The organism is Streptomyces sp. NPDC020362 (assembly GCF_040642095.1).
Lineage (GTDB): Bacteria > Actinomycetota > Actinomycetes > Streptomycetales > Streptomycetaceae > Streptomyces.
Map to the genome: position 1 here is coordinate 14895 of NZ_JBFAET010000041.1, position 21979 is coordinate 36873.

A 21979-nucleotide genomic window follows, 5' to 3' on the forward strand; every position below is an offset into this window, starting at 1 on the left:
CGCTGCTGCCCCCTGCGGGGGTGGGGGCGGGCGGCCGGGATGCCCGAATGCCGCGGCGGGCGGCCCGTTCGGTGCCCGCCCGCCGTCGTGGGCGACCGTTTTCCGCCTCCCTGTACTGCTCGGTGCGGCCGGGCGGGCTCAGTACGGGCAGACCGGCTCGGTGCAGGAGGCCGGCTCAGTACGGCCAGATCGGCGGGTCGCTCACGAAGTGCCCGCCCAGGTGGCTGTGTGCCGGGTTCTGCGGGTCCAGCTCGCCCTGCTCGGCGATCAGCTTCTCGGCGTACGGCTCGGAATCGTCCTGCGGTTCGTAGCCGAGCGCCCGGGCCGATGCGAGGTCCCACCACAGGCGGGTGTTGGCCGAGGAGCCGTAGACGACCGTGTGGCCGACCTCCTCGGCGGTCAGGGCCGCGTGGAAGAGGCGGGCGCCGTCGGCCGGGCTCATCCACACCGAGAGCATGCGCACGCTGTTCGGCTCCGGGAAGCAGGAGCCGATGCGCACCGAGACGGTCTCCAGGCCGTGCTTGTCCCAGTACAGCTGGGCGAGGTCCTCGCCGAAGGACTTCGACAGGCCGTAGAAGGTGTCCGGCCGGTGCGGGGTGTCGACCGGGATCGGCGGGTCGCCCTCGCGCGGGGCCGGGGTGAAGCCGACGGCGTGGTTGGAGGAGGCGAAGACGATCCGGGGCACGCCCTCCAGGCGCGCGGCCTCGTAGAGGTTGTAGGTGCCTTCGATGTTCGACCTCAGGATCTTCTCGAAGGGCGCTTCCAGGGAGATGCCCGCGAGGTGGAGGACCGCGTCCACGCCGCGCACGGCCTCGCGCAGCGCCCCCGTGTCGGTGAGGTCCGCGGTGATGGCCCGGGGTGCGTCCTCGACGGGGCGCACGTCGAACAGACGCAGCGTGTAGCCGTACTCCGGCAGCAGGGACCGCATCAGGGTGCCGAGCCCGCCGGCGGCGCCGGTGAGCAGAACGGTGCGGGGAGCGGGCATCCTCGATCTCCTTGACGACGGCGGGCCGCATGCATGGACGAGATTCACATTCTTGGAAACGCTAGGGAGCCGTGACAGGCCTCGTCAAGTGTGTCGCGGGGCGGGGAAATCCATTGCTCTGTTGCGGGGTTGCCCGCTTGACCCGTCCCGAAGTGGGACCGTAGCGTGAAGTTGTTCAGAAATATAGACGCCGATCAGAAGCATGCACCGACAGGGAGCGCTCGTGACGCCAGCCCCTCTCGCCGCCCGGCTCCGCGCCCCGAAGGGGCCGCTCTTCTTCCCCGTCACGGCCTTCGGCCCCGACGGCTCCCTCGACCTCGACGTCTGCCGCACCCATGTGCGCCGCGGCGTCGCGGCCGGGGCCGCCGCCGTGTTCGCCTGCTGCGGCACCGGGGAGTTCCACGCACTGCTGCCGGAGGAGTTCGAGGCCTGCGTCCGGGCGGCCGTCGAGGCGGCCGACGGGCGCGTCCCGGTGATCGCGGGCGTCGGCTACGGCACCGCGCTCGCCGTCCGCCACGCGCGGCTGGCCGAGGACGCGGGCGCCGACGGGCTCCTCGCCATGCCGCCGTACCTCGTCCTCGCCGGCCAGGAGGGCCTGCTGCGGCACTACCGGGAGGTCGCCGCGGGCACCTCCCTGCCGGTGATCGTCTACCAGCGCGACAACGCCGTCTTCACCCCGCAGACGGTGGTCGGACTCGCCCGCACCGACGGCGTCATCGGCCTCAAGGACGGCCTTGGCGACCTCGACCTCATGCAGCGGATCGTCAGCGCCGTGCGCACCGAGGTCCCCGGCGACTTCCTGTACTTCAACGGTCTGCCCACCGCCGAGCAGACCCAGCTGGCCTACCGCGCCCTCGGTGTCACCCTCTACTCGTCGGCCGTCTTCTGCTTCGCCCCCGAGATCGCCCTCGCCTTCCACCGGGCCCTGGACAGCGGCGGCGAGGACACCGTGCGCCGCCTCCTGGACGGCTTCTACCGCCCGTTCGTGGAACTGCGCGCCCAGGGCCGCGGCTACGCCGTCTCGCTCGTCAAGGCGGGCGTACGCCTGCGCGGCCTGGACGTGGGCGAGGTCCGGCCCCCGCTGCACGAGCCGGCCGAGGACCACGTCAAGCAGCTCGCCCAGCTGATCGAGCGCGGCTACGCGCTGCTGGAGGAGGACGCGTGAAGGCATCGGCGTTCGTCTACCCCTGGGACGTCGTCGGGGACCGCGCGGCCCCCGCCCGGATCGCCGCGCTCGGCGTGCGGCAGGCGACCCTCGCCTCCGCCTACCACTCCACCCGCGCCCTGACCCCCCGCCACCCCCGCCGCCGCATCGTCACCGCCGAGTACGCGGCCGTCCTCTACCCGCCGGACCACCGCTGGGCGGGCCGCGGTCTGCGCCCGTACCCCGCCGGACGCTGGGCACCGGGGGACGCTTACGGCGAGGCCGCCGAGGCGCTCGCGGCGGCCGGTCTGGAGGTGCACACCTGGGTCGTCCTCGCGCACAACTCCCGGCTGGGCGCCGAACATCCGGACACCTCCGTCGTCAACGCCTACGGCGACCGCTACCCGTGGGCGCCCTGCATCGCCCAGCCCGCCACGCGCGCGTACCTGGTCGACCTGGCCGCCGAGGCCGCGGTACGCCCCGGCGCGCACGGCACCGAACTGGAGTCCCTCGGCTGGTACGGGCTCCAGCACCTGCACGCCCACGACAAGACGTCCGGGGTCGGCCTCAAGGACGCCGGGCAGTACCTGATGGCACTCTGCTTCTGCCCGGCCTGCAGCACCGGCTACGGCGAACAGGGCCTGGAGGCGGACGGGCTGGCGGCCGCCGTGCGCACGGCGCTGGAGCCGCTGTGGCGGGGTGCCGCGGACGACGAGGGCTGGCCGACGGTCGAGAAGCTGCTCGGCGAGGACACCGCGGCCGCCACGCGCGCGTGGCGCGACACCACGGCCCGCACCCTCCAGGAGGAGGCCGTCACCGCGGTGCGCTCCGCCGCACCCGACGGCTTCCAGATCCTGCTGCACGCGGACCCGGTGCCGTACCACTGCGGCGCCAACGCCGGCGTCGACCCCGCGCACATCCTCTCCGTCGCTGACGGCGTGGTGGTGCCCTGCACGGGCGGTACGGCCCTGCTGGCGCCCTTCGCCGAGCACGCGCGCGGGCGGACGGTCCTGGCCGCCAACTTCACGGTGGTCTCCGGGATGGGCGGCAGCCCCGGCACGCTCGCGGTGGACGCGGCACACGCGCGTGCCCGGGGCGCCACCGAACTGCGGCTGTATCACGCCGGGCTGGCGTCGGACGGCGACCTCGCCGCGGTGCGCGAGACGCTCGCCGCGCACTGAGCCGCGAGCGCACCGGAAGCAGTCGGCGGACGAGTGGGACCGAAACGGTGGGCGGGCGAGTGGGACCGAACGATGGCCGGGCGAGTGTGGCGGAAGCGGTCGGCGGGCGGGTGTGCCGGAAGAGGTCGGGGACGAGTGTGCCCGGCGCCGGGCCGGCCGGGGCGGGCGCCCACGGCAGCATGCCCGTCCGCGCGCGGGACACGGCGGCGACAATCCGTCGGAACCCGTCAGTAATGCCCCTGGGGCGAGTTCCCGCCCGCTCATAGCGTCGACCCCATGCGCTACATCGCACCGATCCTCATCGGCCTGGTCTACGTCCTGCTCATGTCACTGATCCCGGAACCCCACCGGCGCCGCTTCAACGCGGTCATGGTCGCCGGTGCCGGGGCCGCCTACCTCAGCGGCGGGGGCCTCGGCGGCTGGGAGTTCGCGTTCACGGCGGTGGCCACGTACGTCGCCTACCGCGGGCTGGACTCCTGGACGTCCATCGGCCTCGGCTGGCTGCTGCACACCACGTGGGACGTGGTGCACCACCTCAAGGGCCACCCGATCGTCCCGTTCGCCCACGACTCGTCCTTCGGCTGCGCGCTGTGCGACCCGGTGATCGCGGTGTGGTGCCTCGGAGGCGGCCGTTCACCCTGGCGGCGCGGCCGCGCGGCACCGATGAGTTTCCGGGAGCCGGCCGGTCATCATGGCGTACAGGGTTCGCCGTCTCCCAGGAGCCAGCCATGACCGACATGATCCTCGACCTCGGCCCCCAGACTCGGATCGTGGCACGCCTCGCCGAGGCCGTGACCGACGACCAGCTGTCGGCGCCGACACCCTGCCCGGACCTGGCGGCCCGCAACCTGCTGGGCCACGTGCTGGGGCTGTCCGTCGCCTTCCGTGACGCGGCCCGCAAGGATCTCGGTGCGACCACCGACACCAACCCGAACTCCGCCGTCCCGGACATCGGACCGGGCTGGCGCGAGGAGCTGGCCAAGGCGCTGGACGAGCTGGCCGACGCCTGGCGCGACCCGGCCGCCTGGACCGGCATGACCCGCGCGGGCGGGGTGCACCTGCCCGGCACCGTCGCGGGCGCGGTCGTCGCCGACGAGCTGGTGATCCACGGCTGGGACCTGGCCCGCGCGACCGGCCAGTCCTACGCCCCCGACCCCGCCGCCCTCGACTCGGCCCTCGTCTTCCTGCGCGCCGCGGCCGACGACCCGAACCGCGGCAGCGGCCTCTTCGGCCCGGTCGTGCCGGTCCCGGAGGGCGCCCCGCTGCTGGACCGGGCGGTCGGGCTGAGCGGCCGGGACCCCGGCTGGCGGCCGTAGACTCAGGGACGGGGAGCGGGGGATGTCATGGCGGGGCCGGTCGTGGGGCTGTGGCTGTTCGACGAGGGGCGTCGCGCCCAGGACGCCGTGGCCGGTGTCCTCCCCTGGCTGGAGAGTTTCTGCGATCCCGTCCGGCGCGGGGAAGACGGTGACGTCGACTTCTGGATCACCGACACCCGCCCGCTCGGGCCGCCGCAGGCGGACGTCGGCGAGACCGGGTGCTTCACCCTTTGCGTGGACGACGACGTCCCCGCCGACGACGAGGACTGGTCGGCCTTCCCGTGTGCTCCGGCGCACGGGCTCCTCCTGATCGCCGGTTGCCCGGGCCGGGCGGACCACCTGGCCCTGGGACGTCTCGCCCTCGGCGCGGCCCGGCGCCTGGACGCACTGATCGACTTCGACGGCATGCTGTTCGAGGGGCCCTCGCGCTTCCCCGGCACCCTGGCCGAGGTGTCCTACGGCACGTCGGACGGCGAGCGCGCCGTCCGGCACGTCGGCGATGCCGAGTTCCTCGCCGCCTGGCTGCGTCACCCCGGGTTCCGGTTGGTCCATTGAGCCGGAGCGGGTCCGGGGCGTCGTACTCTCCCTCCATGCCACTCACCCTCACCGTTCTCGGCACCGCCTCCCCGCACCCGGGTCCGGACCGCCCCTGCTCCGGCTATCTGGTGACCGGCGGCGGTGCCGAGGTGTGGGTGGACGCGGGGCCCGGTTCGTTCGCCGCGTTGCAGCGGCACACGGATCCCGCCCGGCTCACCGCGATCTGGATCTCGCATCTGCATGCCGACCACAGCGCCGACCTCCTCGCCGCCGCCTACGCCTTCGCCTTCGGCGGGATGACCCCGCACGCGCCGGTCCCGGTGTACGCGCCGCAGGACTGCGCGCGCCGGCTGGCGGGCTTCTTCGGCCGTCCGGACGTCGAGTTCCTGAAGGGCGTCTTCGACTTCCGGGCCCTGTACGACGGCCACGACGTCCGGCACTGGAACCTCCGTCTGACCGCCCGCGCCGTCGCCCACGACACGGAGGCGTACGGGCTGCGCGCCGAGAGCCAGGGCAGCGTGCTGGCCTACTCGGGAGACAGCGGGCCCTGCCCCGCACTCACCGAACTCGCCTCCCGCGCCGATCTGTTCCTGTGCGAGGCGGACATCGACGAGCATCGCGACGGCGAACACGTCCAGCAGGTCCATCTGACGCCCGAGGACGCCGGTCGTGTCGCCCGGGACGCGCGCGTGCGCGAGCTGCTCGTCACCCACGTCGGTCCCACCCTCACCCGCGAGGCGGCCACCGCCCGCGCGGCGGGGGCCTTCGGCAGGCCCGCGTACGCCGCCGTCGAGGGCGACATCCGTACCGTCTGAGCCGCCCGCCCCGGCTCCCCGCCTTCTTTTGTCAGAAGCATTGACGAAACCCGGGCCCACTCCTACCTTCAACGCGTCGTCCTTCGTACGTCATATATGAGACGCGATATGTGAGATCCGAGAGGGCCGCATGACCTTTGTGCCCACCCCGATCCCCTCCCGCACGCAATACGTGCTGGACGCGATCAAACACCGCATCCTGACCGGGCAGTTGCCCCCTGGTCACGCCCTGGTCGAGACGGAGCTGGCCGCGCAGTTCGGGGTGTCCAAGACCCCGGTGCGGGAGGCGCTGAAGACGCTCGCCGGGACCGGTCTCGTCGTGATGAACCAGTACAAGGGCGTCACGGTGCGCAGGGTGGACGGGGACATGGCCCGCGAGGTCTACGACGTGCGGCTGCTCCTCGAACCCGAGGCACTGAGGCGCTCGGTGGTGCGCGGCGCCTCCCTCGACGCCGCCCGCGAGGCCCTCACCCGGGCCGACGCCGCCGCCGACACCGCCGAACGCTCCCTGGCCAACCGGGAGTTCCACCGCGCCCTCTACCTGCCGTGCGGCAACCCGCTGCTCGGTCGGATGCTGGACGAGGTGCGTGACCAGGCCGCCCTCGTCTCGGCCGTGGCCTGGGCGGGCGAACCGTCCTGGGACCGGGAGGCCGCCGAGCACCGGGAGATCCTGCGGCTCGCGCTGGAGGGCGACGCGGACGGCGCGGCGAGCGCCCTGCACGCCCACATCGCGTCCTTCGTGCGACGGGCTTTCCCCGAGTCCCGGCTTGCGGAGGGCCACCGATGAGCAGCGTGACGTTCGAGACCCAACGGGCGGCCCTGGCCGACGTGGTGGCCATCCCGGTGACCCCGTTCGCCGAGGACGGCTCCGTCGCCGAGGACACCCACCGGGCCCTGCTGCGCCGGCTGCTCGACGGCGGGATCCGCACCCTCACCCCCAACGGCAACACCGGCGAGTTCTACGCCCTCACACCCGAGGAGCGCCGCCTCGTCACCGAGTCGACCGTGGCGGAGGCCGACGGCCGTGCCGAAGTCCTCGTCGGCGTCGGTCACGACCTGCCCACCGCGATCGCCTCCGCCCGCCACGCCCGCGACCTGGGTGCCCGCATGGTGATGGTCCACCAGCCGGTGCACCCCTACGTCTCGGCCGCCGGCTGGGTCGACTACCACCGCGCCGTCGCCGAGTCCGTGCCCGAGCTGGGCGTGGTCCCCTACCTCCGCAACGACCGGCTGCCCGGTGCCCGCCTCGCGGAACTCGCCGACCGCTGCCCGAACGTCATCGGCGTGAAGTACGCCGTCCCGGACGCAGCCCGGTTCGCGGCCTTCGCGCGGGACGCGGGCCTGGACCGCTTCGTGTGGATCGCGGGCCTCGCCGAGCCCTACGCACCCTCCTACTTCTCCGCGGGCGCCACCGGCTTCACCTCGGGACTCGTGAACGTCGCCCCGGCCGTCCCGCTGAACATGATCGAAGCGCTGCGATCCGGCGACTACCCGGCCGCCATGAAGGTCTGGGAACAGATCCGCCGCTTCGAGGAACTGCGCGCCGCCCACGGCTCCGCCGACAACGTAGCCGTCGTCAAGGAGGCTCTCGCCGCGCTCGGCCTGTGCCGCAGGGACGTCCGTCCGCCGAGCAGACGGCTGCCCGAGGACAGGCGCGCCGAGGTCGCCGCCATCGCCGCCGGGTGGCCCGTATGAGCGCACCCCGCAAGCGCCCGGAAGAGCTGCGCAGCCACCGGTGGTACGGCACCGACGGCCTGCGCTCCTTCAGCCACCGTGCCCGCACCCGCCAGCTCGGCTATCTGCCCGAGGAGCACCTGGGCAAGCCGGTCGTCGCCATCCTCAACACCTGGTCCGACATCAACCCCTGCCATGTGCACCTGCGGGACCGGGCGCAGGCCGTCAAGCGCGGGGTCTGGCAGGCCGGCGGTTTCCCGCTCGAATTCCCGGTCTCCACCCTCAGCGAGACCTTCCAGAAGCCGACCCCGATGCTCTACCGCAACCTGCTCGCGATGGAGACCGAGGAGCTGCTGCGGTCCTATCCCGTGGACGGCGCCGTCCTGATGGGCGGCTGCGACAAGTCCACACCGGCGCTGCTGATGGGCGCGGCGTCCGCAGACCTGCCCGCCGTGTTCGTACCGGCCGGGCCCATGCTCCCGGGCCACTGGCGGGGCGAAGTCCTCGGCTCCGGCACCGACATGTGGAAGTACTGGGACGACAGGCGGGCCGGCCTCATCGGCGACTGCGAGATGACCGAGCTGGAGAGCGGTCTGGCCCGCTCGCCGGGCCACTGCATGACCATGGGCACGGCGTCCACGCTGACGGCCGCCGCCGAGGCGCTCGGCGTGACCGTGCCGGGCGCGTCCAGCATCCCGGCGGTCGACTCGGGACACGACCGGATGGCCGCCAGGGCGGGTCTGACCGCGGTCGAACTGGTCCACCGGGACCTCAGACTCTCCGACATCCTCACCCGTGAGGCCTTCGAGGACGCCGTCACCACCGTGCTGGGGCTCGGTGGCTCCACCAACGCGGTGATCCATCTGATCGCCATGGCCGGCCGCGCCGGGGTGCGGCTCACCCTGGACGACTTCGACCGCATCGCGCGGACCGTGCCCGTCCTCGCCAACGTCCGCCCCGGCGGCCGTACGTACCTGATGGAGGACTTCCACTTCGCGGGCGGCCTGCCCGGCTTCCTCTCCCGGATCCCTGATCTGCTCCACCTGGACCGCCCGACGGTGTCGTGCGACACCCTGCGCGAGCAGCTCGCCGGTGCCCGGGTCCACCACGACGACGTCATCCGCCGCCGGGACAACCCGGTCGCGAGCGAGGGCGGGGTCGCGGTCCTGCGCGGCAACCTCTGCCCGGACGGGGCGGTCATCAAGCACATCGCCGCCGAGCCCCGGCTGCTGAGGCACACCGGGCCCGCCGTGGTCTTCGACGACTACCGGACCATGCAGCGCACCATCGACGACCCCTCGCTCGGCATCACCGCCGACAGCGTGCTGGTGCTGCGCGGCGCCGGTCCCAGGGGCGGCCCGGGCATGCCCGAGTACGGCATGCTCCCCATCCCGGACCACCTGCTCAAGCAGGGGGTGCGCGACATGGTGCGGATCTCCGACGCCCGGATGAGCGGCACGAGTTACGGCGCCTGTGTGCTGCACGTGGCCCCGGAGGCGCACATCGGCGGGCCGCTCGCGCTGGTGCGCACCGGGGACCTCATCACGCTGGACGTCGAGGCCCGCAGCCTGCATCTCCATGTGGACGGCGGGGAGATGGCGCGGCGCAGGACCGCGTGGACGCCCCCGCCCGCCCGGTCCGAGCGTGGCTACGGCGTCCTCTACAACGGGCAGATCACCCAGGCCGACACCGGCTGCGACTTCGAGTTCCTCGCCCGGCCCGGCAAGGTCCCGGATCCGTACGCCGGCTGAACACACCCGCGGTCACCGCAATCCCCACGCCGTCAGCTGCCGCTGCCCCACTGCGCGCTGAGGTCCTGGCAGCGGACGGTGATCGACGCGTCCGTGAGCGCGATCTCGTGGACGCAACCGCCGTCCTCGTCCGGGAGGATCTCGTCGAGCAGCACGGTGTCGACCGGCATCCAGTCGACGGAGTGCTCGTGGTCGATGCAGAAGTGGGTCACGCCCGAGCAGCTGATGCGCAGGCCGGACTCGTGTTTCCACCGGTTGGGCGCGAACTCCAGGACCAGCCCTCCGCTCTTGTCGGTGGCGAGATGGACCCCGGCCGGCTCCAGGTCCTTCACGCACCGTTCGCCGAGCCCGAAGTCGTAGTGAGGCGGGTCGGAGGCGAACGCCCACGCGCCCGGCGGAAGGACGCCACGCAGGCGCGGCAGTTCGGCCAGGTAGGCGGAGGGATCCAGGAAGAACCCGTGGTCCTTCCAGCAGGCCCGGGCGAATCTCATGGCCGGGATCCTCTCCGTCCCGGCGCACGCTCACCATACTGACGACCGGCCCGTCCTCCGTCTCGGGAGCCTCCGGTACGGAGACGTACAGCCCTGGTCGCAGCCGGTTCGGCATGGCTTCGGCCGACATGGCATCGCCGCCCGGACACTGGTGGGTACCGCGGCCGGTCGACGGCTTCCGCGCTCAGCCCGCGTCTCCCCATACAGCCTGCAGGTCATCGCAACGGACGGTGATCGACGCATCGGTGAGTGCGATCTCGTGGGCGCAACCGCCGTCCTCGTCCGGGAGGATCTCGTCCAGGAGCACGGTGTCGACCAGCATCCAGTTGATGGCGTGCGCATAGTCGATGGAGAAGTGTGTCACGCCTGAATAGCTGATGCGCAGCCCGGAGTCGTGCTTCCACTGATTCGGAGCGAATTCCAGGGTCAGCCCTCCGCTCTTGTCGGTGGCCACCTGGATTCCGGACAACTCCAGATCCTTGACGCAGTGACTGTTGCCATGCCCCAAATCGTAATGCGCCGGATCGGATGCGAATGCCCATGCCCCGGCCGGCAACCGGTCGCGGAGTTTGGGGAGTTCGGCCAGGTAGGCCCGTGGATCCACGAAGAACCCGCCGGAATCCCATTCGGCCGTGACGTACTTCATTTGCAACCTTCCGCGGCGAGAGGCGGTCGCCGCCATTTGTCTCCGGTGATGTCCTCGGTCCCCTTGGGGCCGATGCGGCCAATTTTCCGCAGTTCGTAGATCATCCGTCCCTTGATGGCGTTCTCCACGGCGGGCGGGACCTCGACTTCCGAGGCTTTGATGCCATGTTTATTGAACCATCCCTGGCTGTTGTACAGCCCGACCTCGCGCATGGACTTGTCGTAGACGTGGATTTCCACGTCCATTCCCTTGTTGCCCACAGGGAAGGGGTCGCGCCGGCCTGTGTACCCCTGCCCGAAGTCCAGCGGGTTCTGCGGCCCCGTCGGGCCCTTCCCGGCGAGGCCGAGATGGTCGCTCCAGCCCAGCGGGTTCGGCACGTAGGCGTGGTGATCGGGCGCCGGGAGCAGCCCCAGCGGGTCCGCGCTGATGTACCGCGCCGTCTCCGGGTCGTAGTACCGGTGCACGTTGTAGTGCAGGCCGGTCTCGGGGTCGGCGTACTGGCCCGGGAAGCGCAGCGGGCAGTCGACCGGCGAACGGTCCTCCTCCGGAGCGGGGACATGAGTGCCCCACAGGCCGGTACGACGCTGCCAGACCAGCTCCCCGGTCGAGGTGACCAGTTCCGTGGGCGTGCCGATCGAGTCGGTGACGACGGCGTGGAACCGGGCGTCGAGACCGGGATCCGACTCCAGCGCCAGCTGCGCCAGGAACGACGCGTTGGCGGCCGGCGCCGCCGGCCTGTGGTCCGTCTGGGCGACCGGGCGGGGACCGTTCGGCGCGTGGTCCCAGGTGGTGACCCAGCCGTCCGGCGCGGTCTGCTCGGCCAGACAGAGGTCGTCCCATACGAAGTCCGTACGGTCGGCCGCGGAGCCGTCATCGGTCACGCGGTGCTTGGAGACGCGCCGGCCGAGCGGGTCGTACGCGTACCGCCAGCGGCCGCCGTCCGGGGCGGTCGCCTCCGTGAGGCGGTCCTCGGCGTTCCAGGCGTAGGTCCAGGTGCGGGTCTGGCCGTTCAGCAGCTTGCGGGTCCGGCGCACGAGGCGGCCCTCGGCGTCGTGCTCGTACGAGGTGCGGCCGGCCGAGCGGACGAGCGTGCCCTCGAACCGGCGCTCACCGGCTGCCTCATGGGCGGGTGTCGTGGCCCGGACGACGTTGCCCGCCGGGTCGTAGGCATAGGTCTCGCTCCAGCCGTGGGCACGCATCGCGGTGACGCGGCCCATGCCGTCCAGGTCGAACCGGCGGGTGCCCGACGTCAGCTCCCGGATCTCGGTGAGGTTGCCGTCCGCCCGGTGGGCGTACGTCCGGTGCTGGAGGAGGCGGTCCGAGGCGGCGGCGGTCAGGGTCTGCGCGGTCAGCAGCCCCGTCGCGTTCCATGTCTGGGCCAGGGTGGCCTCCGTACCGAGGGCGCGCAGTGTCTCGCGGCCCGCGGCGTCATGGCCGAAGTCCAGCGAACCCGCGGACGACCGCAGGGCGAGCGGCTGTCCCGCCGGGTCGTACGTCCACTCCGAGACCAGCCCGGAAGGTGTCGACCTTCGGACACGGCGCCCGACGGCGTCGTGGACATGTGTGGTCGTCCGGCCGTTCACGGTCTCCGACAGCACCCGGCCGAGCAGGTCACGCTCCAGGGCGATCTCGGCGTCCGCGTTGGCCGCACGGCACAGCCCGCCGTCGGGGCCGTAGGCGAACGTCGTGACATCACCGGCGTCCGAGTGCTGCTCCACGACCCGGCCGAGCGGGTCCCTGGCGTAGCGCAGCGTCTCCCCGGCGCCGTTGGTGCGGGCGGCCAGCTGCCCGTCGGCGCCGTGCGTGTAGGTGAGGGTACGGCCGTTGAAGTCCGTCTCCGCGGTCGGCCGGCCCGCTTCGTCGTAGCTGTACGACCAGGTCAGGCCCTGCGGGTTGGCGACGGACGTCAGACGCAGCTCGGTGTCGTAGACGAACTCGTACTGCGCTCCGTCCGCCTCCGTACGGGTGGCCGGCACACCGAAATGGCCCACCGTGTGGCGGGTGGTGTTCCCGGCGGGGTCGGTGTGGGCGAGCAGGTTGCCCTCGGCGTCCCAGGTCCACGACTCGCGCGTGCCGTCGGGCTGTTCGCGCCAGGAGGGCCTGCCCTCCGTCGTCCAGCCCAGGCGGGTTCGATGCATCAGCGGGTCCGTCACCTCGATCACCCGGCCGAAGGAGTCCCGGCGGACGGTCGTCGTGCGGCCCAGTTCGTCGGTGAGGGCGAGGGGGAGACCGGCGCCGTCGTAGGCGACCGTACGGGTGTGGCCGAGGGCGTCGGTGATCTCCGTCGGATGGCCCGCATCGTTGTACACGTACCGGGTCTCGGCACCGAGCGGGTCGACCGTCGCCAGCAGATTGCCCCGCTCGTCGTACGTGTGCCGCCAGACCGCGCCGCCCGGCTCGACGAACCGGGTCGGCAGGCCGAGCGCGTTGTAGACCGCCCGGGCCACCGAGCCGTCGGGCAGAGTGAGTTCGGTGACGAGGCCGGAGACGTCGTAGGAGTACCGGGTGGTGTGGCCGAGGGCGTCGGTGACCGACAGCGGCTGGTCGCCGTACTCGGCCCACTCCGTACGGGTGATGTGCCCGAGGGGGTCCGTCTCCTCCACCACCAGCCCTTCGGCGTTGTACCGGTGGACCGAGACGTGGCCCTGCGAGTCCGTGTACGTCGTCGTGCGGGCCGTGTCGTCGTAGGCCAGGGTGCCGGAGAGGATGCCGTCGACACCCTCGGTGCGGGCCACCCGGCCGCGCTCGTCGTAGACGTAGCCGAACCAGGTGCCGTTGCGGTCGGTCCAGCGGGTGACGCGGCCCTCGGCGTCGTAGGTGAAGCGCAGGGGCTCGCCGCTGGAGTTGACGACCTCCGTGAGGTTGCCGGAGGCGTCGTAGCCGTAGCGCATCACGACCGTGCCCTCGTCGGGTGCCGTGCCCGGGTGGTAGCGGGACGGCGGCTCGTCCAGCAGGCGCAGGGCCGTGATGCGGGGGCCCTGGGTGTCCACGGCGACGTAGTAGCCGCCCGAATGGCGGATGCCGAACGGGATGCCCTCATCGTCGCGTTCGACGTCGATGCGGTTGCCGTTGCGGTCGTTCCAGGAGTCCAGCGCCAGGTGGAAGACGCCGAAGGTGGGGGAGGGTACCGGTGCGCCGAAGGTGCGGACCGCACCCGTCACGGGGTCGGTGACCGTCATCGCGCCGTCCGCTGTGCCGTCCCACTCCAGGGGCCAGCGGGCGCCCTTGAGCGGCATGGTCGGAACGCCCGGTTCCGGCACCGGGTACACCAGGCGCATGCCGTCGGCCGCGGCGAAGACGACGCCCTCGCCGTCGATCTGGAGGCACTCGTCCAGGGTCGATGTCCAGGTCGGGCCGAAGCGGACGCCGCCCCGGTACGAGGAGAGGTGGGTGCGGGTGAACTCCAGTGGCAGGCTTCCGGGAAGAGCCAGGTCCGTCTGGGTCATCAGCATCGCGCCGGTCGCCACGTCGATCGGCTCGCCCACGCACGGGGTGCGCTCGGCGTTGCGGGCCGCCGGGCCCAGATCGACCAGGTCGGGGCGGAGTGAGGGCGGGCGCAGCAGCAGCGGGGTGTCGCCGAGCCCTTCCACGCCCGCCTTCAGCACACCGCTGCCCGCGCCCAGCGCGCCGCCGAAGATCATGCCGTCCTTGGCGGCCTGGTTGACCTCGTCGAGGCTGAAGCCGTGCTGCAGACCGGTCGCCATCTTCAGCGGCTGGGCGATGGCGAGGTCGACGGCGACCGACTCGACCCCGCCGAACGCGGCGGCGACGAGGGTGCCGGCAGCGATCTCGGCCACCGTCGTGGTGACCGCGACGCCCATCGTGGCACCGAACTCGATGACGGCGTCCGCCGCCGCGACGGCCGCCCCGGAGGCCAGGCCCGCCGTGAAGAAGGCCAGCGCCACACCGCCCGCGATCACGGCCGCGTCGATGCCGATCTGCGTCCAGAGCTTGTTGATCGCGTCGTCGATGGCGTCGGCGAACTTCTCCAGCGCGTTGGCCATCTCCCGCGATGACTTCGCGAGGTCACTGAGCCAGCCGCCGTCCTGGTCCTTGGCGTAGCGGCCCCAGAACTTGTCGAACGCCTCGATCGACTCACCGGTGTTGTTGTGGATGATCGACGACGCGCTGCGGTGCACGGGAGAGCGGACATCGTCGACGGACCCGGCGAACGTACGCCAGGCCTTCGCGGCCTCCCGAAGCTGGCCGGAGTCGGCCTCGGGCCACCACAGGCCCAGCTTGAGAAGGATGTGGCGGGCCTTGTCCTCAACGCTCACCGGCACCGTCGCTCTGCTTGTCGGTCTTCACTTTGGTGAACATGCCGGCGATGAGCTGGTCGTTGTCCACGGTTCCGTCGGACATGTCGACCATGGCCTCGTGAATGCTCGTCAGCCCGAGCACCAGGATGCCCGCCGCGCTCTCGATCTTCTTCTGCTGCGGCTTGTAGGCGTTGCCGAACTTGTCGCCCTGCTCGTCGTGACCCCAGGGCTCACCCAGGCCGTCCAGGGACTTGATGAGGGTGGTCAACGCCTTGCTCAGATCGATGGCTCCCTGGTGGAAGGCCGGTGCCGCCGCCTTGATGTCGGCGGTCTTGATGTCCAGCACCTTGCCGGGGACCTTGCCGTCGCCCATCGCCGCCGCCTCCCCCTGGTTCGCAACTGCGGCTTCTGACCCTAGAGGAGGCGAGTCAAGGGAAGGTCATATTGAAGGCATGCACAGGCAATGTGCTGACGGTGAGGCAGCGCCCCGCAACGACGTTGCGCGGCATTCCGGAGCTACCGGAGGGCAGCCGTGCGTACGCACAGCAGAGAGATCAAGTGGCGCTGGCCCGCCGCCTCGACACACCATCCACTCCCGGCTTCACAGCCCGGGCCGCCACACCCGGCGCGTTCACCCTTACATCTTCGGCGACTGCCGTCGTCATAGCGATCGCCGCCCCGGCACGATCCGCGTCGATCCCCCCTACCAGCACGGGACTGAGGCTCCATCCGTTGGGAGCCATCCGGGAGCCGACCCGCTCCCAAACCCCTTCCAGGTCAGGCGAGACCACCCGGAGCCCATCCATGACCGGCGCAAGCGCCATCCGCCCTGGCACGCCCAGCGGCCGAACCTCATTCGGGACCAAGAGGTCGCGGGCTCAAATCCCGCCGCTCGACCGCACCAGGGAACAAGACGGTCACGGGCTGCTCCCGCAGGAGCCAAGGGGCATTGGGAGCGGCTGGAACTCGACGCTACAGTTCCGGCACATGCATCAGCCGAGGAAGCTCAGCCGCACCTGACGGTTGGCGTTGTCCCTGTTCGTATCCGCCAACCTCCGCTAAGACAACCCCGACCCTACCGATAGGCCGTCACCGCCACCATGCTCACGATGGGCCGGCTGCTGCCGGCGCCTGACCGCCCCGCGTTCCGCACCGCTTTGCGCTCGTCGAGCTCCAGCGCCAGTGCCCCGGGGGCGCGCATCATGGTCGGCACCGGGGTGCCGGGGGTGCACGGTCAGGCCATCTTCGCCGCCCACCGCACGCTCGCGGTCCGCGACCGTCCTCCCTGGTGGCGCCCTCGATCTGGTACGACGCCGTCGAGGCGCCCCAGATGAAGTCCGCGGGCAGATGGTCCAGTGTCACGCACACCCCCCTAAAACATGAGTAGTGCTCACGTTGGCCCGCCCGATGGGATGATGGAAGCGTGAATCAAGACCGCACCGCAGGGACGCTGCGCCGGCTGCCAGTCCAGAAGCGCAGCGCCGAACGCTTCGAACGGCTGCTGGACGCCTGCGCCGAACTCCTGGACGAGGTCGGCTATGCCGCGCTGACCACCAAGGAGGTGGCACGCAGAGCCGAGGTGCCCATCGGCACCCTCTACCAGTTCTTCTCCGACAGGGAGGGGCTGATCGGCGCGCTCGCCGCCCGCAATCTGGAGTCCTTCCTGAAGCGGGTCTCGGACCGACTGGAGCGCGAGGCGCCCGACGGCATCTCGGGCATCGTGGATGTGACCGTCGACGAGTTCGTCGCCATGCGCCGGACGATCACCGGTTTCGGCGTGGTCGACTTCGGCGTGGCGGGACAGGACCACATCCTGGAGCCGGCCCTGGACAACAACACCGCGGTCGCCGGACGGCTGCGCTCGCTGACCGCCTCCCTGACCGGTGTCCAGGACAACGCCGAACTTGAGATCGCTGTGCGGGTGGCCCTGGAGTGCGCGGACAGCGTGCTGAAACTGGCCTTCCGTGCCGATCCGCAGGGCGACCCCCAGCTGATCGCCGAGTGCAAACGAGTCCTCAACGGCTATCTGAACGACCGGCTCCGGTGACTGGCAACCAGTTCGTGGTCCAGCGCCCGGCTGAGCTCCAACGGACGCTCTTGACCTTCCAGACCAATGCCGCGCCCAGCCCGGACATGGCCGCGGAGCAGAGAAACTAGCGAGCTGTAGCCCCCCGGACTGCCGAGCACGACCGCAGCGATCGGGGACCTGGCCGTCGACACCGCCCTGGTCACCGAGGTTCTCCCCGCCTCGGCGGACCGCGGCAAGGACATAGGAGGGCTGGGCTCATGTTCTGCTGATACGTCAGGGACGCGAGTGCGCCGGACAGGTCAGCCGGGGCCGGCCGGATCAGGAGAGCCGATCCGGCCGGCCGTGGCCCTGGACACCTCCTCACCGGTGCCTCAGTCGGCGTAGACGCCGACCTCGCGCAGTGAGTAGCCCCACTGGGTGCCGCGCTCCAGCCCCTTGATCCGTACGTAGCGCGCCTGAGTTCCGGCGAAACGCGCTGTGTCCAGGCCTCCGTCACCGGAGGCTGTGGACCACACCGTCTTCCAGTTCGTGCCGTCTTCCGACAGCTCGACGCGGTAGGACTTCGCGTACGCCCTCTCCCAGTCGAGGGTGACGCGCTTGACCGGCTTCGCGGATCCGAGATCGATGCGCAGCCACTGGTCGTTGTTCCACTCGCTGGCCCAGCGGGTGCCCGTGTCGCCGTCCACCGCCTTGCCGGGTTTGAAGCTGACGAACGGGTTCCACCATTCCGATGAGGACGCCGTGGCGGCCGCGCCCGAGGCGAGGTTCTCCCCGGCCTTGTACTTCTCGGTGTTCCCCCAGGTGTGGAGGTAGGACTCGGCGCCCGAGAAGAGGTCGTCCACGACCCCCTGGCCGCCGACGATCCGGATGTCCTCGATCCAGTCCGGGACCATGCCGTAGTGCGCCGCGCCGTCGGTGTTGAAGTCCCACGTGCGTTCGCCGGTGGTCTGCTTGTCGATCACCGAGCCGCCGTCCGTGCTGCGGAAGGGGTACTTCACCGGGTTCGGGGTGTCCCCGCCCCGTGGGGCCGGCCAGCCGCCGACGCCGTTCATGTCGGTGCCGTAGCCGTAGCCGACCTTGTACTTCTCGCGCAGCGCGTCCGTGCGTTTGGCCTCCGCACTGAACGCCTCGGAGCCGCTCATGTACTGGGCGGCGAACCCGCCGAGCTTGTAGAGCCGTTCGGTCCAGCCCAGGTCCATCCAGCTGTGCGAGGAGATGACGCCCGGGTACGACTCGGACTCGAGGATGTCGAAGGCCTGATCCGCGGCCTTGACGCTCATGTGGTCTATCTCCAGCATCATGTGGCGTTTCATCATGCCGCGCACCGCGTACGCACCCAGGTCGGTCAGCCCGCGCGTGTTGCACTGCGCACCCGAGGCGTACGAGGGGACGGCCACGCCCTTCGGGAGCTGCTTCTCCGCCTCCGGTGCCGCCGCGTTGCCGATGGGGTTGTCGTGCTGCGGGCCGCGGCAGGTCTCCGTCTTCCAGAACGTGCCGGTCGACAGGAACTGGCCCACGTTGATGGCCGTACCGAGGGCGCCTGAGTCGAAGCGCACCCCGCACAGAGCGTTGTCGAACTTGTGGCACAGGAACATGCTGCGCACGCCCAGTTTGTACAGCTCGTCCAGGCCGCTGTCGATGTCCGCCCTGCTGCACTGCGCGATATCCAGGATCTGCTTGCAGCCGAACGGCTCCGAGGTCTCGACGCCCAGGACGACGGCCAACTTGCCCTGCTCGATGACCTCTCGGGCCTGCGCGCTGTCGGTGACGATCCGGAACCAGCCCTTGCCCGGGCCGCCGTACATCTTGTCGATGAAGGCCTGCATGTCGTACGACTTCTGCGCCTCGAGACGAATGGCGGTCATCTCGTCGCAGCTGCGGTCCTTGAAGAAGTAGACCGAGCAGATCACGCCGTTGGTGACCAGGTCGTTGACCAGCACCCGCTGGCCACCGCGCCATGCCCGCTCGATCCAGGCGTAGTAGTTCTGCTGGTGGGTCAGCGAGTCGTGGGCGGGCCAGTCCTTGAACGTGGGCCAGCCGACCGGGTCGTGCCTGCCGTCGCCGCCCTTGGTGACGAAGTCGAAGATGGCGAGCGAGCCGTCGGGGTAGTGCTCGGGGCAGTCCTTGAGCGCGTCGGCGACGCCCTGCTCCGAGAACGGCTTGCCGCAGATCAGCCGGCCGCCGAATCCCTCGTTGGACATGATGTGGTCGTGGGCGTCGACGAAGCCCCTGACGCGCCCGTGGGCGTCGGTGCCCTTGAAGGGCTCACCAGTGACGTTGATCTGCGAATCGGGCGCGGGCCGCGCGGACGGATCCCACCAGTTGGACTCCGCCGCGGAGCTTGGCATCGGACCGAGCACCAGGGCCATCACGGCGAGGAGCAATGACGCCACCGTGAGGGATCTGAGTCTGCGGTGCTGAGGTTGAACCATGGTCATCGCATGGATCCTTAAATGTGAGCGGGGCTCATATTCCGCTCATACGTTAGAGACGCGAGCTCGCAACGCCAACCCCCTGACGGGGGCTATCGAAGATCACTCCACCGGGGGCCTCGCGCCCGAGAAGGCGCGAGCGGCATCATCCCTGCCCGCACCACGCCCCCGCGTTCTCCATCGCGACGTACACCACACCCGCCTGTGGGGCGTCACCCGCAACCCGTGGAACACCGAGTTCACTCCGGGCGGTTCGTCCGGCGGCGCCGGTGCCGCACTCGCCGCCGGTACAACCCTGCTGGCACCGGCATCCGGCATCGGTGGCTTGACCCGCATCCCGGCCGCGTTCACCAGCACCGTCGACTTCGAAGCGCCCCACGGCCCGCACCGTCGACGACGTCATCGCCCTCCGGAACGCCCTCTGCGGCCCCGACCCGCGCTACCACACCACCATCCACCCCGAGCTGACCCTCCCCACGGGCGTACGACGACGTGGCGGGGATGCGGATCGCGCTGTGCTTACGCCTCGGCGAGTACGACGTTCACCCCGAGGTCGAGGCGAACCTTCGTCCCACCACGGCGGCCCTCGCAGACGCGGGCGCGCGCGTCGAGGAGATCGAACTCCCCTGGACGAAAGCCGATCCGCCAACGGCCGTCGCCGGCCACTTCTCCACCATCTTCGGCGCCCAGGTCACCGAGGTCGCACAGACTCGGGCCGACGACCTGACGCCGTACGCCCGGAACTTCGTCGACGCGGCGGCCCGCGCCCGAGCCCGCATAGCTACCGCGTGTCGCGGGCGTGGTCCAAGTGCCTCGGGTGCGGCATGCTCTCCCCAGCACTTGTACCCGTTCAGTCGCGTTTGCGTGCTGGAGGTGTCTCGCGTGGAGGCGAGCGGCGGCAGGCGGACCGTCCGAACGGCGAACCCCCGCCCGGCGTTGCCCCGACGCCCCACCGCGCGTGGGGCTGATAGACCGGCTACGTGTCGCCGCGAGCAGGCTCCGGCCCGCGGGGCCGCCGCCGGGGCCGAGTCGTCCGGGGTTCTGGCGCAGTCCGTCGCGGGGGTCTTGCTCCTGGTGTGGTGGCCGCTGATCCTACGCCAGGGCGGCCGGTACACCGCTGACGCCAGCCTGTCGGCGGACGGATTCCTGGACCGCTGGCTGCCCATCGCGGCCTCCCTGTTCCTCGCCTCGCCATCGCCGTGATCGTGCGAACCTGGTTGCGTCTGAGGCCGCGACGCGAGGAGAGACGGGCTCAGGCACGAGCGCGCAAGGCGACGAAGTGACGCTCCGCCGAATTGGTGGTCCACTCCTCGGTGGCCGTCCAGCCCGACAACTGGGCATATCGAATCAGGGCGTGGGCGCCGACGACGGCCCAGGAAAAGACGGGGCTGGCAGCCCGCTGCCCGACATGGATGCGGACGCGTCGGCGTTCGTCCACGTCAGCGCGGGCGGTTTCCACAATCAGCAACCCCTGATCATGGACGAGATCCCGACTGCGTCGCAGGAGCAGGCGCGGCTCGCCACCGATGCCGATGTTCCCGTCCATGAGCAGCGCCGTGTCCCACCTGCCCTCCTCCGGCAGCGGATCGAACACGAACCCTCTGCGCGCGGCGCAGCCCCGGCAGGCCGTTGCGACCACGGCCGAGGGACACACGTCGATCCCGAGCGCTTGATGCCCACTCAGAGTCAGCGCTTCGACGATCCGCGGCCCCGCAGCCGATGTCCAGCACCTGGCCCACACACCGCTCCACAACCGACTGGTCCCCAGCGTCCGCACTCCGGGACCACCTGCCGACGTCCAGAGGCATACACCAGCCCTCCCCGTCGCGCAGTGACAGATCGACCTCCCGCGCGTCGACTGCTCGCGCGTAGAGGCCGCTGTTCCAGGGCTCCCAGGGGCTTGCTCCCGCTGAACCGGCGGTACTCACACGCACTCCCCGCACCTTCGTAGACAGCTGAACCCAGTAGCCGTCGCACCCCGGAACACCATGTCGGCCTACTCCCACACATCCTGGCCGAAACCCACGTGCCAGGAGGTCAACTCGGGCCCCGGTGTACTTCGACCGCCTGGCCTCTCAGTGCGCACGACGTCCAGCGCCGCCCTGGCAGCAAGGTGGTGGCCGCCGTATTCCGGCGGTCGGGCTGTCACAGGAGGTGCGGCTCAGACCGATGCCGCTGCGACAGCAGTGGCCGTCGTGGCGGCGCTGCATGGTCATGGTCCCCGCAGCCGCGATCGTGACCGTCGGGGTGGTCGCTCCGGACCTGCGGCAGCTTTGCGGAAGAGCTCCCCATAAGGAGCATCGTCCATGACCTCAGCGTGGCTGACATGACTGCCGCCGTCCTGGTCGTGGCGGTCATAGGGGGACCGGCGTGGTGGGCGGCTGGAGGGCAGGCACCTGACGTTGACTGGTGTGGCCTCGTTTGCCCCGGGCGGGTGGCTGGGCTCACCGCCCCCTGCTCTGGGGCTTTTGCCGTCACACCGTCGGCTCCGGGGCGGGGAGTGCGAACCGTGCGAAGCCGCACATGACCCGCCGAAGACACGCCTCAACATGTCGAACCCTTGGAGTGGCCTTGCGGCCGGTGGGCCAGCAGCGCAGCCACCGCTCGCCGGCGACCCGCGGCCCCATGCTCGCTCGTGTCACGTGCCGGCGGACAGGCCCGAGACGACATCATGACGTGCGGACCACCACCAGTGCCGCCGGCGGAGTCGATGCCCCTG

The 21979-nt window shown here is 71.0% G+C and carries 18 protein-coding genes and 2 pseudogenes; 12 read left to right on the forward strand and 8 right to left on the reverse strand.

All coding sequences use genetic code 11. The annotated features are described in order from the left end of the window. Positions 1 to 175: 175 nt before the first annotated feature. The gene (locus tag AB0H32_RS17750) at positions 176 to 985 is read right to left on the reverse strand and encodes an NAD(P)-dependent oxidoreductase (protein WP_361120771.1); all 810 of its coding nucleotides are present in this window, start codon (positions 983 to 985) and stop codon (positions 176 to 178) included. A gap of 223 nt (positions 986 to 1208) precedes the next feature. Between AB0H32_RS17750 and AB0H32_RS17755 the strand changes: the two genes are divergently transcribed. The 9 genes from AB0H32_RS17755 (at position 1209) to araD (ending at position 9403) form a co-directional block, all read left to right on the forward strand. Next, positions 1209 to 2150 (forward strand): 5-dehydro-4-deoxyglucarate dehydratase, encoded by a 942-nt coding sequence (locus AB0H32_RS17755; protein ID WP_361120772.1) that lies wholly within the window; start codon positions 1209 to 1211, stop codon positions 2148 to 2150. Further along, positions 2147 to 3310: a hypothetical protein gene (locus tag AB0H32_RS17760; protein WP_361120775.1), complete on the forward strand. Its 1164-nt coding sequence runs from the start codon at positions 2147 to 2149 to the stop codon at positions 3308 to 3310. Before AB0H32_RS17755 ends, AB0H32_RS17760 begins: the two co-directional genes overlap by 4 nt. Positions 3311 to 3586: 276 nt before the next feature. Then, positions 3587 to 4042 (forward strand): DUF6010 family protein, encoded by a 456-nt coding sequence (locus AB0H32_RS17765; RefSeq protein ID WP_361120778.1) that lies wholly within the window; start codon positions 3587 to 3589, stop codon positions 4040 to 4042. Continuing rightward, positions 4039 to 4626, forward strand: coding sequence for a TIGR03086 family metal-binding protein (locus AB0H32_RS17770; protein ID WP_361120781.1), 588 nt, complete (start codon positions 4039 to 4041; stop codon positions 4624 to 4626). The genes AB0H32_RS17765 and AB0H32_RS17770 overlap by 4 nt, the downstream gene beginning before the upstream one ends. Before the next feature lie 27 nt (positions 4627 to 4653). Then, complete coding sequence (locus tag AB0H32_RS17775) at positions 4654 to 5181, forward strand: DUF6368 family protein (protein ID WP_361120784.1); 528 nt, start codon at positions 4654 to 4656, stop codon at positions 5179 to 5181. 35 nt (positions 5182 to 5216) lie between these two features. Further along, on the forward strand, positions 5217 to 5978 hold the full coding sequence (locus tag AB0H32_RS17780; protein WP_361120786.1) for an MBL fold metallo-hydrolase: 762 nt from the start codon (positions 5217 to 5219) through the stop codon (positions 5976 to 5978). A 130-nt stretch (positions 5979 to 6108) separates the two neighbouring features. After that, positions 6109 to 6765 carry a GntR family transcriptional regulator gene (locus tag AB0H32_RS17785; protein ID WP_361120788.1) on the forward strand — a complete coding sequence of 219 codons (657 nt, stop codon included), beginning with the start codon at positions 6109 to 6111 and terminating at the stop codon, positions 6763 to 6765. Next, entirely contained in the window at positions 6762 to 7673 is a 912-nt protein-coding gene (locus AB0H32_RS17790) for a dihydrodipicolinate synthase family protein (RefSeq protein ID WP_361120791.1), read from the forward strand. Before AB0H32_RS17785 ends, AB0H32_RS17790 begins: the two co-directional genes overlap by 4 nt. Next, on the forward strand, positions 7670 to 9403 hold the full coding sequence (gene araD, locus AB0H32_RS17795; RefSeq protein ID WP_361120794.1) for an L-arabinonate dehydratase: 1734 nt from the start codon (positions 7670 to 7672) through the stop codon (positions 9401 to 9403). The genes AB0H32_RS17790 and araD overlap by 4 nt, the downstream gene beginning before the upstream one ends. A gap of 32 nt (positions 9404 to 9435) precedes the next feature. Here araD and AB0H32_RS17800 read toward each other — a convergent pair whose 3' ends face one another. The 5 genes and pseudogenes from AB0H32_RS17800 to AB0H32_RS17820 form a co-directional block, all read right to left on the reverse strand. Then, positions 9436 to 9894, reverse strand: a complete 459-nt coding sequence (locus AB0H32_RS17800) for a hypothetical protein (protein ID WP_361120798.1) — start codon at positions 9892 to 9894, stop codon at positions 9436 to 9438. Between the two features lie 184 nt (positions 9895 to 10078). After that, the gene (locus AB0H32_RS17805) at positions 10079 to 10540 is read right to left on the reverse strand and encodes a hypothetical protein (RefSeq protein ID WP_361120800.1); all 462 of its coding nucleotides are present in this window, start codon (positions 10538 to 10540) and stop codon (positions 10079 to 10081) included. Then, the gene (locus AB0H32_RS17810; protein ID WP_361120804.1) at positions 10537 to 14817 is read right to left on the reverse strand and encodes a DUF6531 domain-containing protein; all 4281 of its coding nucleotides are present in this window, start codon (positions 14815 to 14817) and stop codon (positions 10537 to 10539) included. The genes AB0H32_RS17805 and AB0H32_RS17810 overlap by 4 nt, the downstream gene beginning before the upstream one ends. Continuing rightward, a complete protein-coding gene (locus AB0H32_RS17815) occupies positions 14807 to 15172 on the reverse strand; it encodes a hypothetical protein (protein ID WP_361120806.1) in 366 nt (121 codons plus the stop codon). Before AB0H32_RS17815 ends, AB0H32_RS17810 begins: the two co-directional genes overlap by 11 nt. Before the next feature lie 893 nt (positions 15173 to 16065). After that, positions 16066 to 16161 (reverse strand): annotated as a pseudogene (locus AB0H32_RS17820) (family 1 glycosylhydrolase); the annotation flags it as partial. Between the two features lie 61 nt (positions 16162 to 16222). On the opposite strand from AB0H32_RS17820, the gene AB0H32_RS17825 reads away from it, so the two are divergent. Further along, the gene (locus tag AB0H32_RS17825; protein WP_361120808.1) at positions 16223 to 16846 is read left to right on the forward strand and encodes a TetR/AcrR family transcriptional regulator; all 624 of its coding nucleotides are present in this window, start codon (positions 16223 to 16225) and stop codon (positions 16844 to 16846) included. A 353-nt stretch (positions 16847 to 17199) separates the two neighbouring features. Here AB0H32_RS17825 and AB0H32_RS17830 read toward each other — a convergent pair whose 3' ends face one another. Further along, on the reverse strand, positions 17200 to 19266 hold the full coding sequence (locus tag AB0H32_RS17830; protein ID WP_361120811.1) for a discoidin domain-containing protein: 2067 nt from the start codon (positions 19264 to 19266) through the stop codon (positions 17200 to 17202). 199 nt (positions 19267 to 19465) lie between these two features. Between AB0H32_RS17830 and AB0H32_RS17835 the strand changes: the two are divergent. Continuing rightward, positions 19466 to 19606: pseudogene (locus AB0H32_RS17835) on the forward strand (amidase family protein); the annotation flags it as partial. 155 nt (positions 19607 to 19761) lie between these two features. Continuing rightward, entirely contained in the window at positions 19762 to 20463 is a 702-nt protein-coding gene (locus AB0H32_RS17840; protein WP_361120867.1) for a hypothetical protein, read from the forward strand. A gap of 49 nt (positions 20464 to 20512) precedes the next feature. On the opposite strand, the gene AB0H32_RS17845 is transcribed toward AB0H32_RS17840, so the two are convergent. After that, entirely contained in the window at positions 20513 to 20854 is a 342-nt protein-coding gene (locus AB0H32_RS17845) for a hypothetical protein (RefSeq protein ID WP_361120814.1), read from the reverse strand. Positions 20855 to 21979: the final 1125 nt, after the last annotated feature.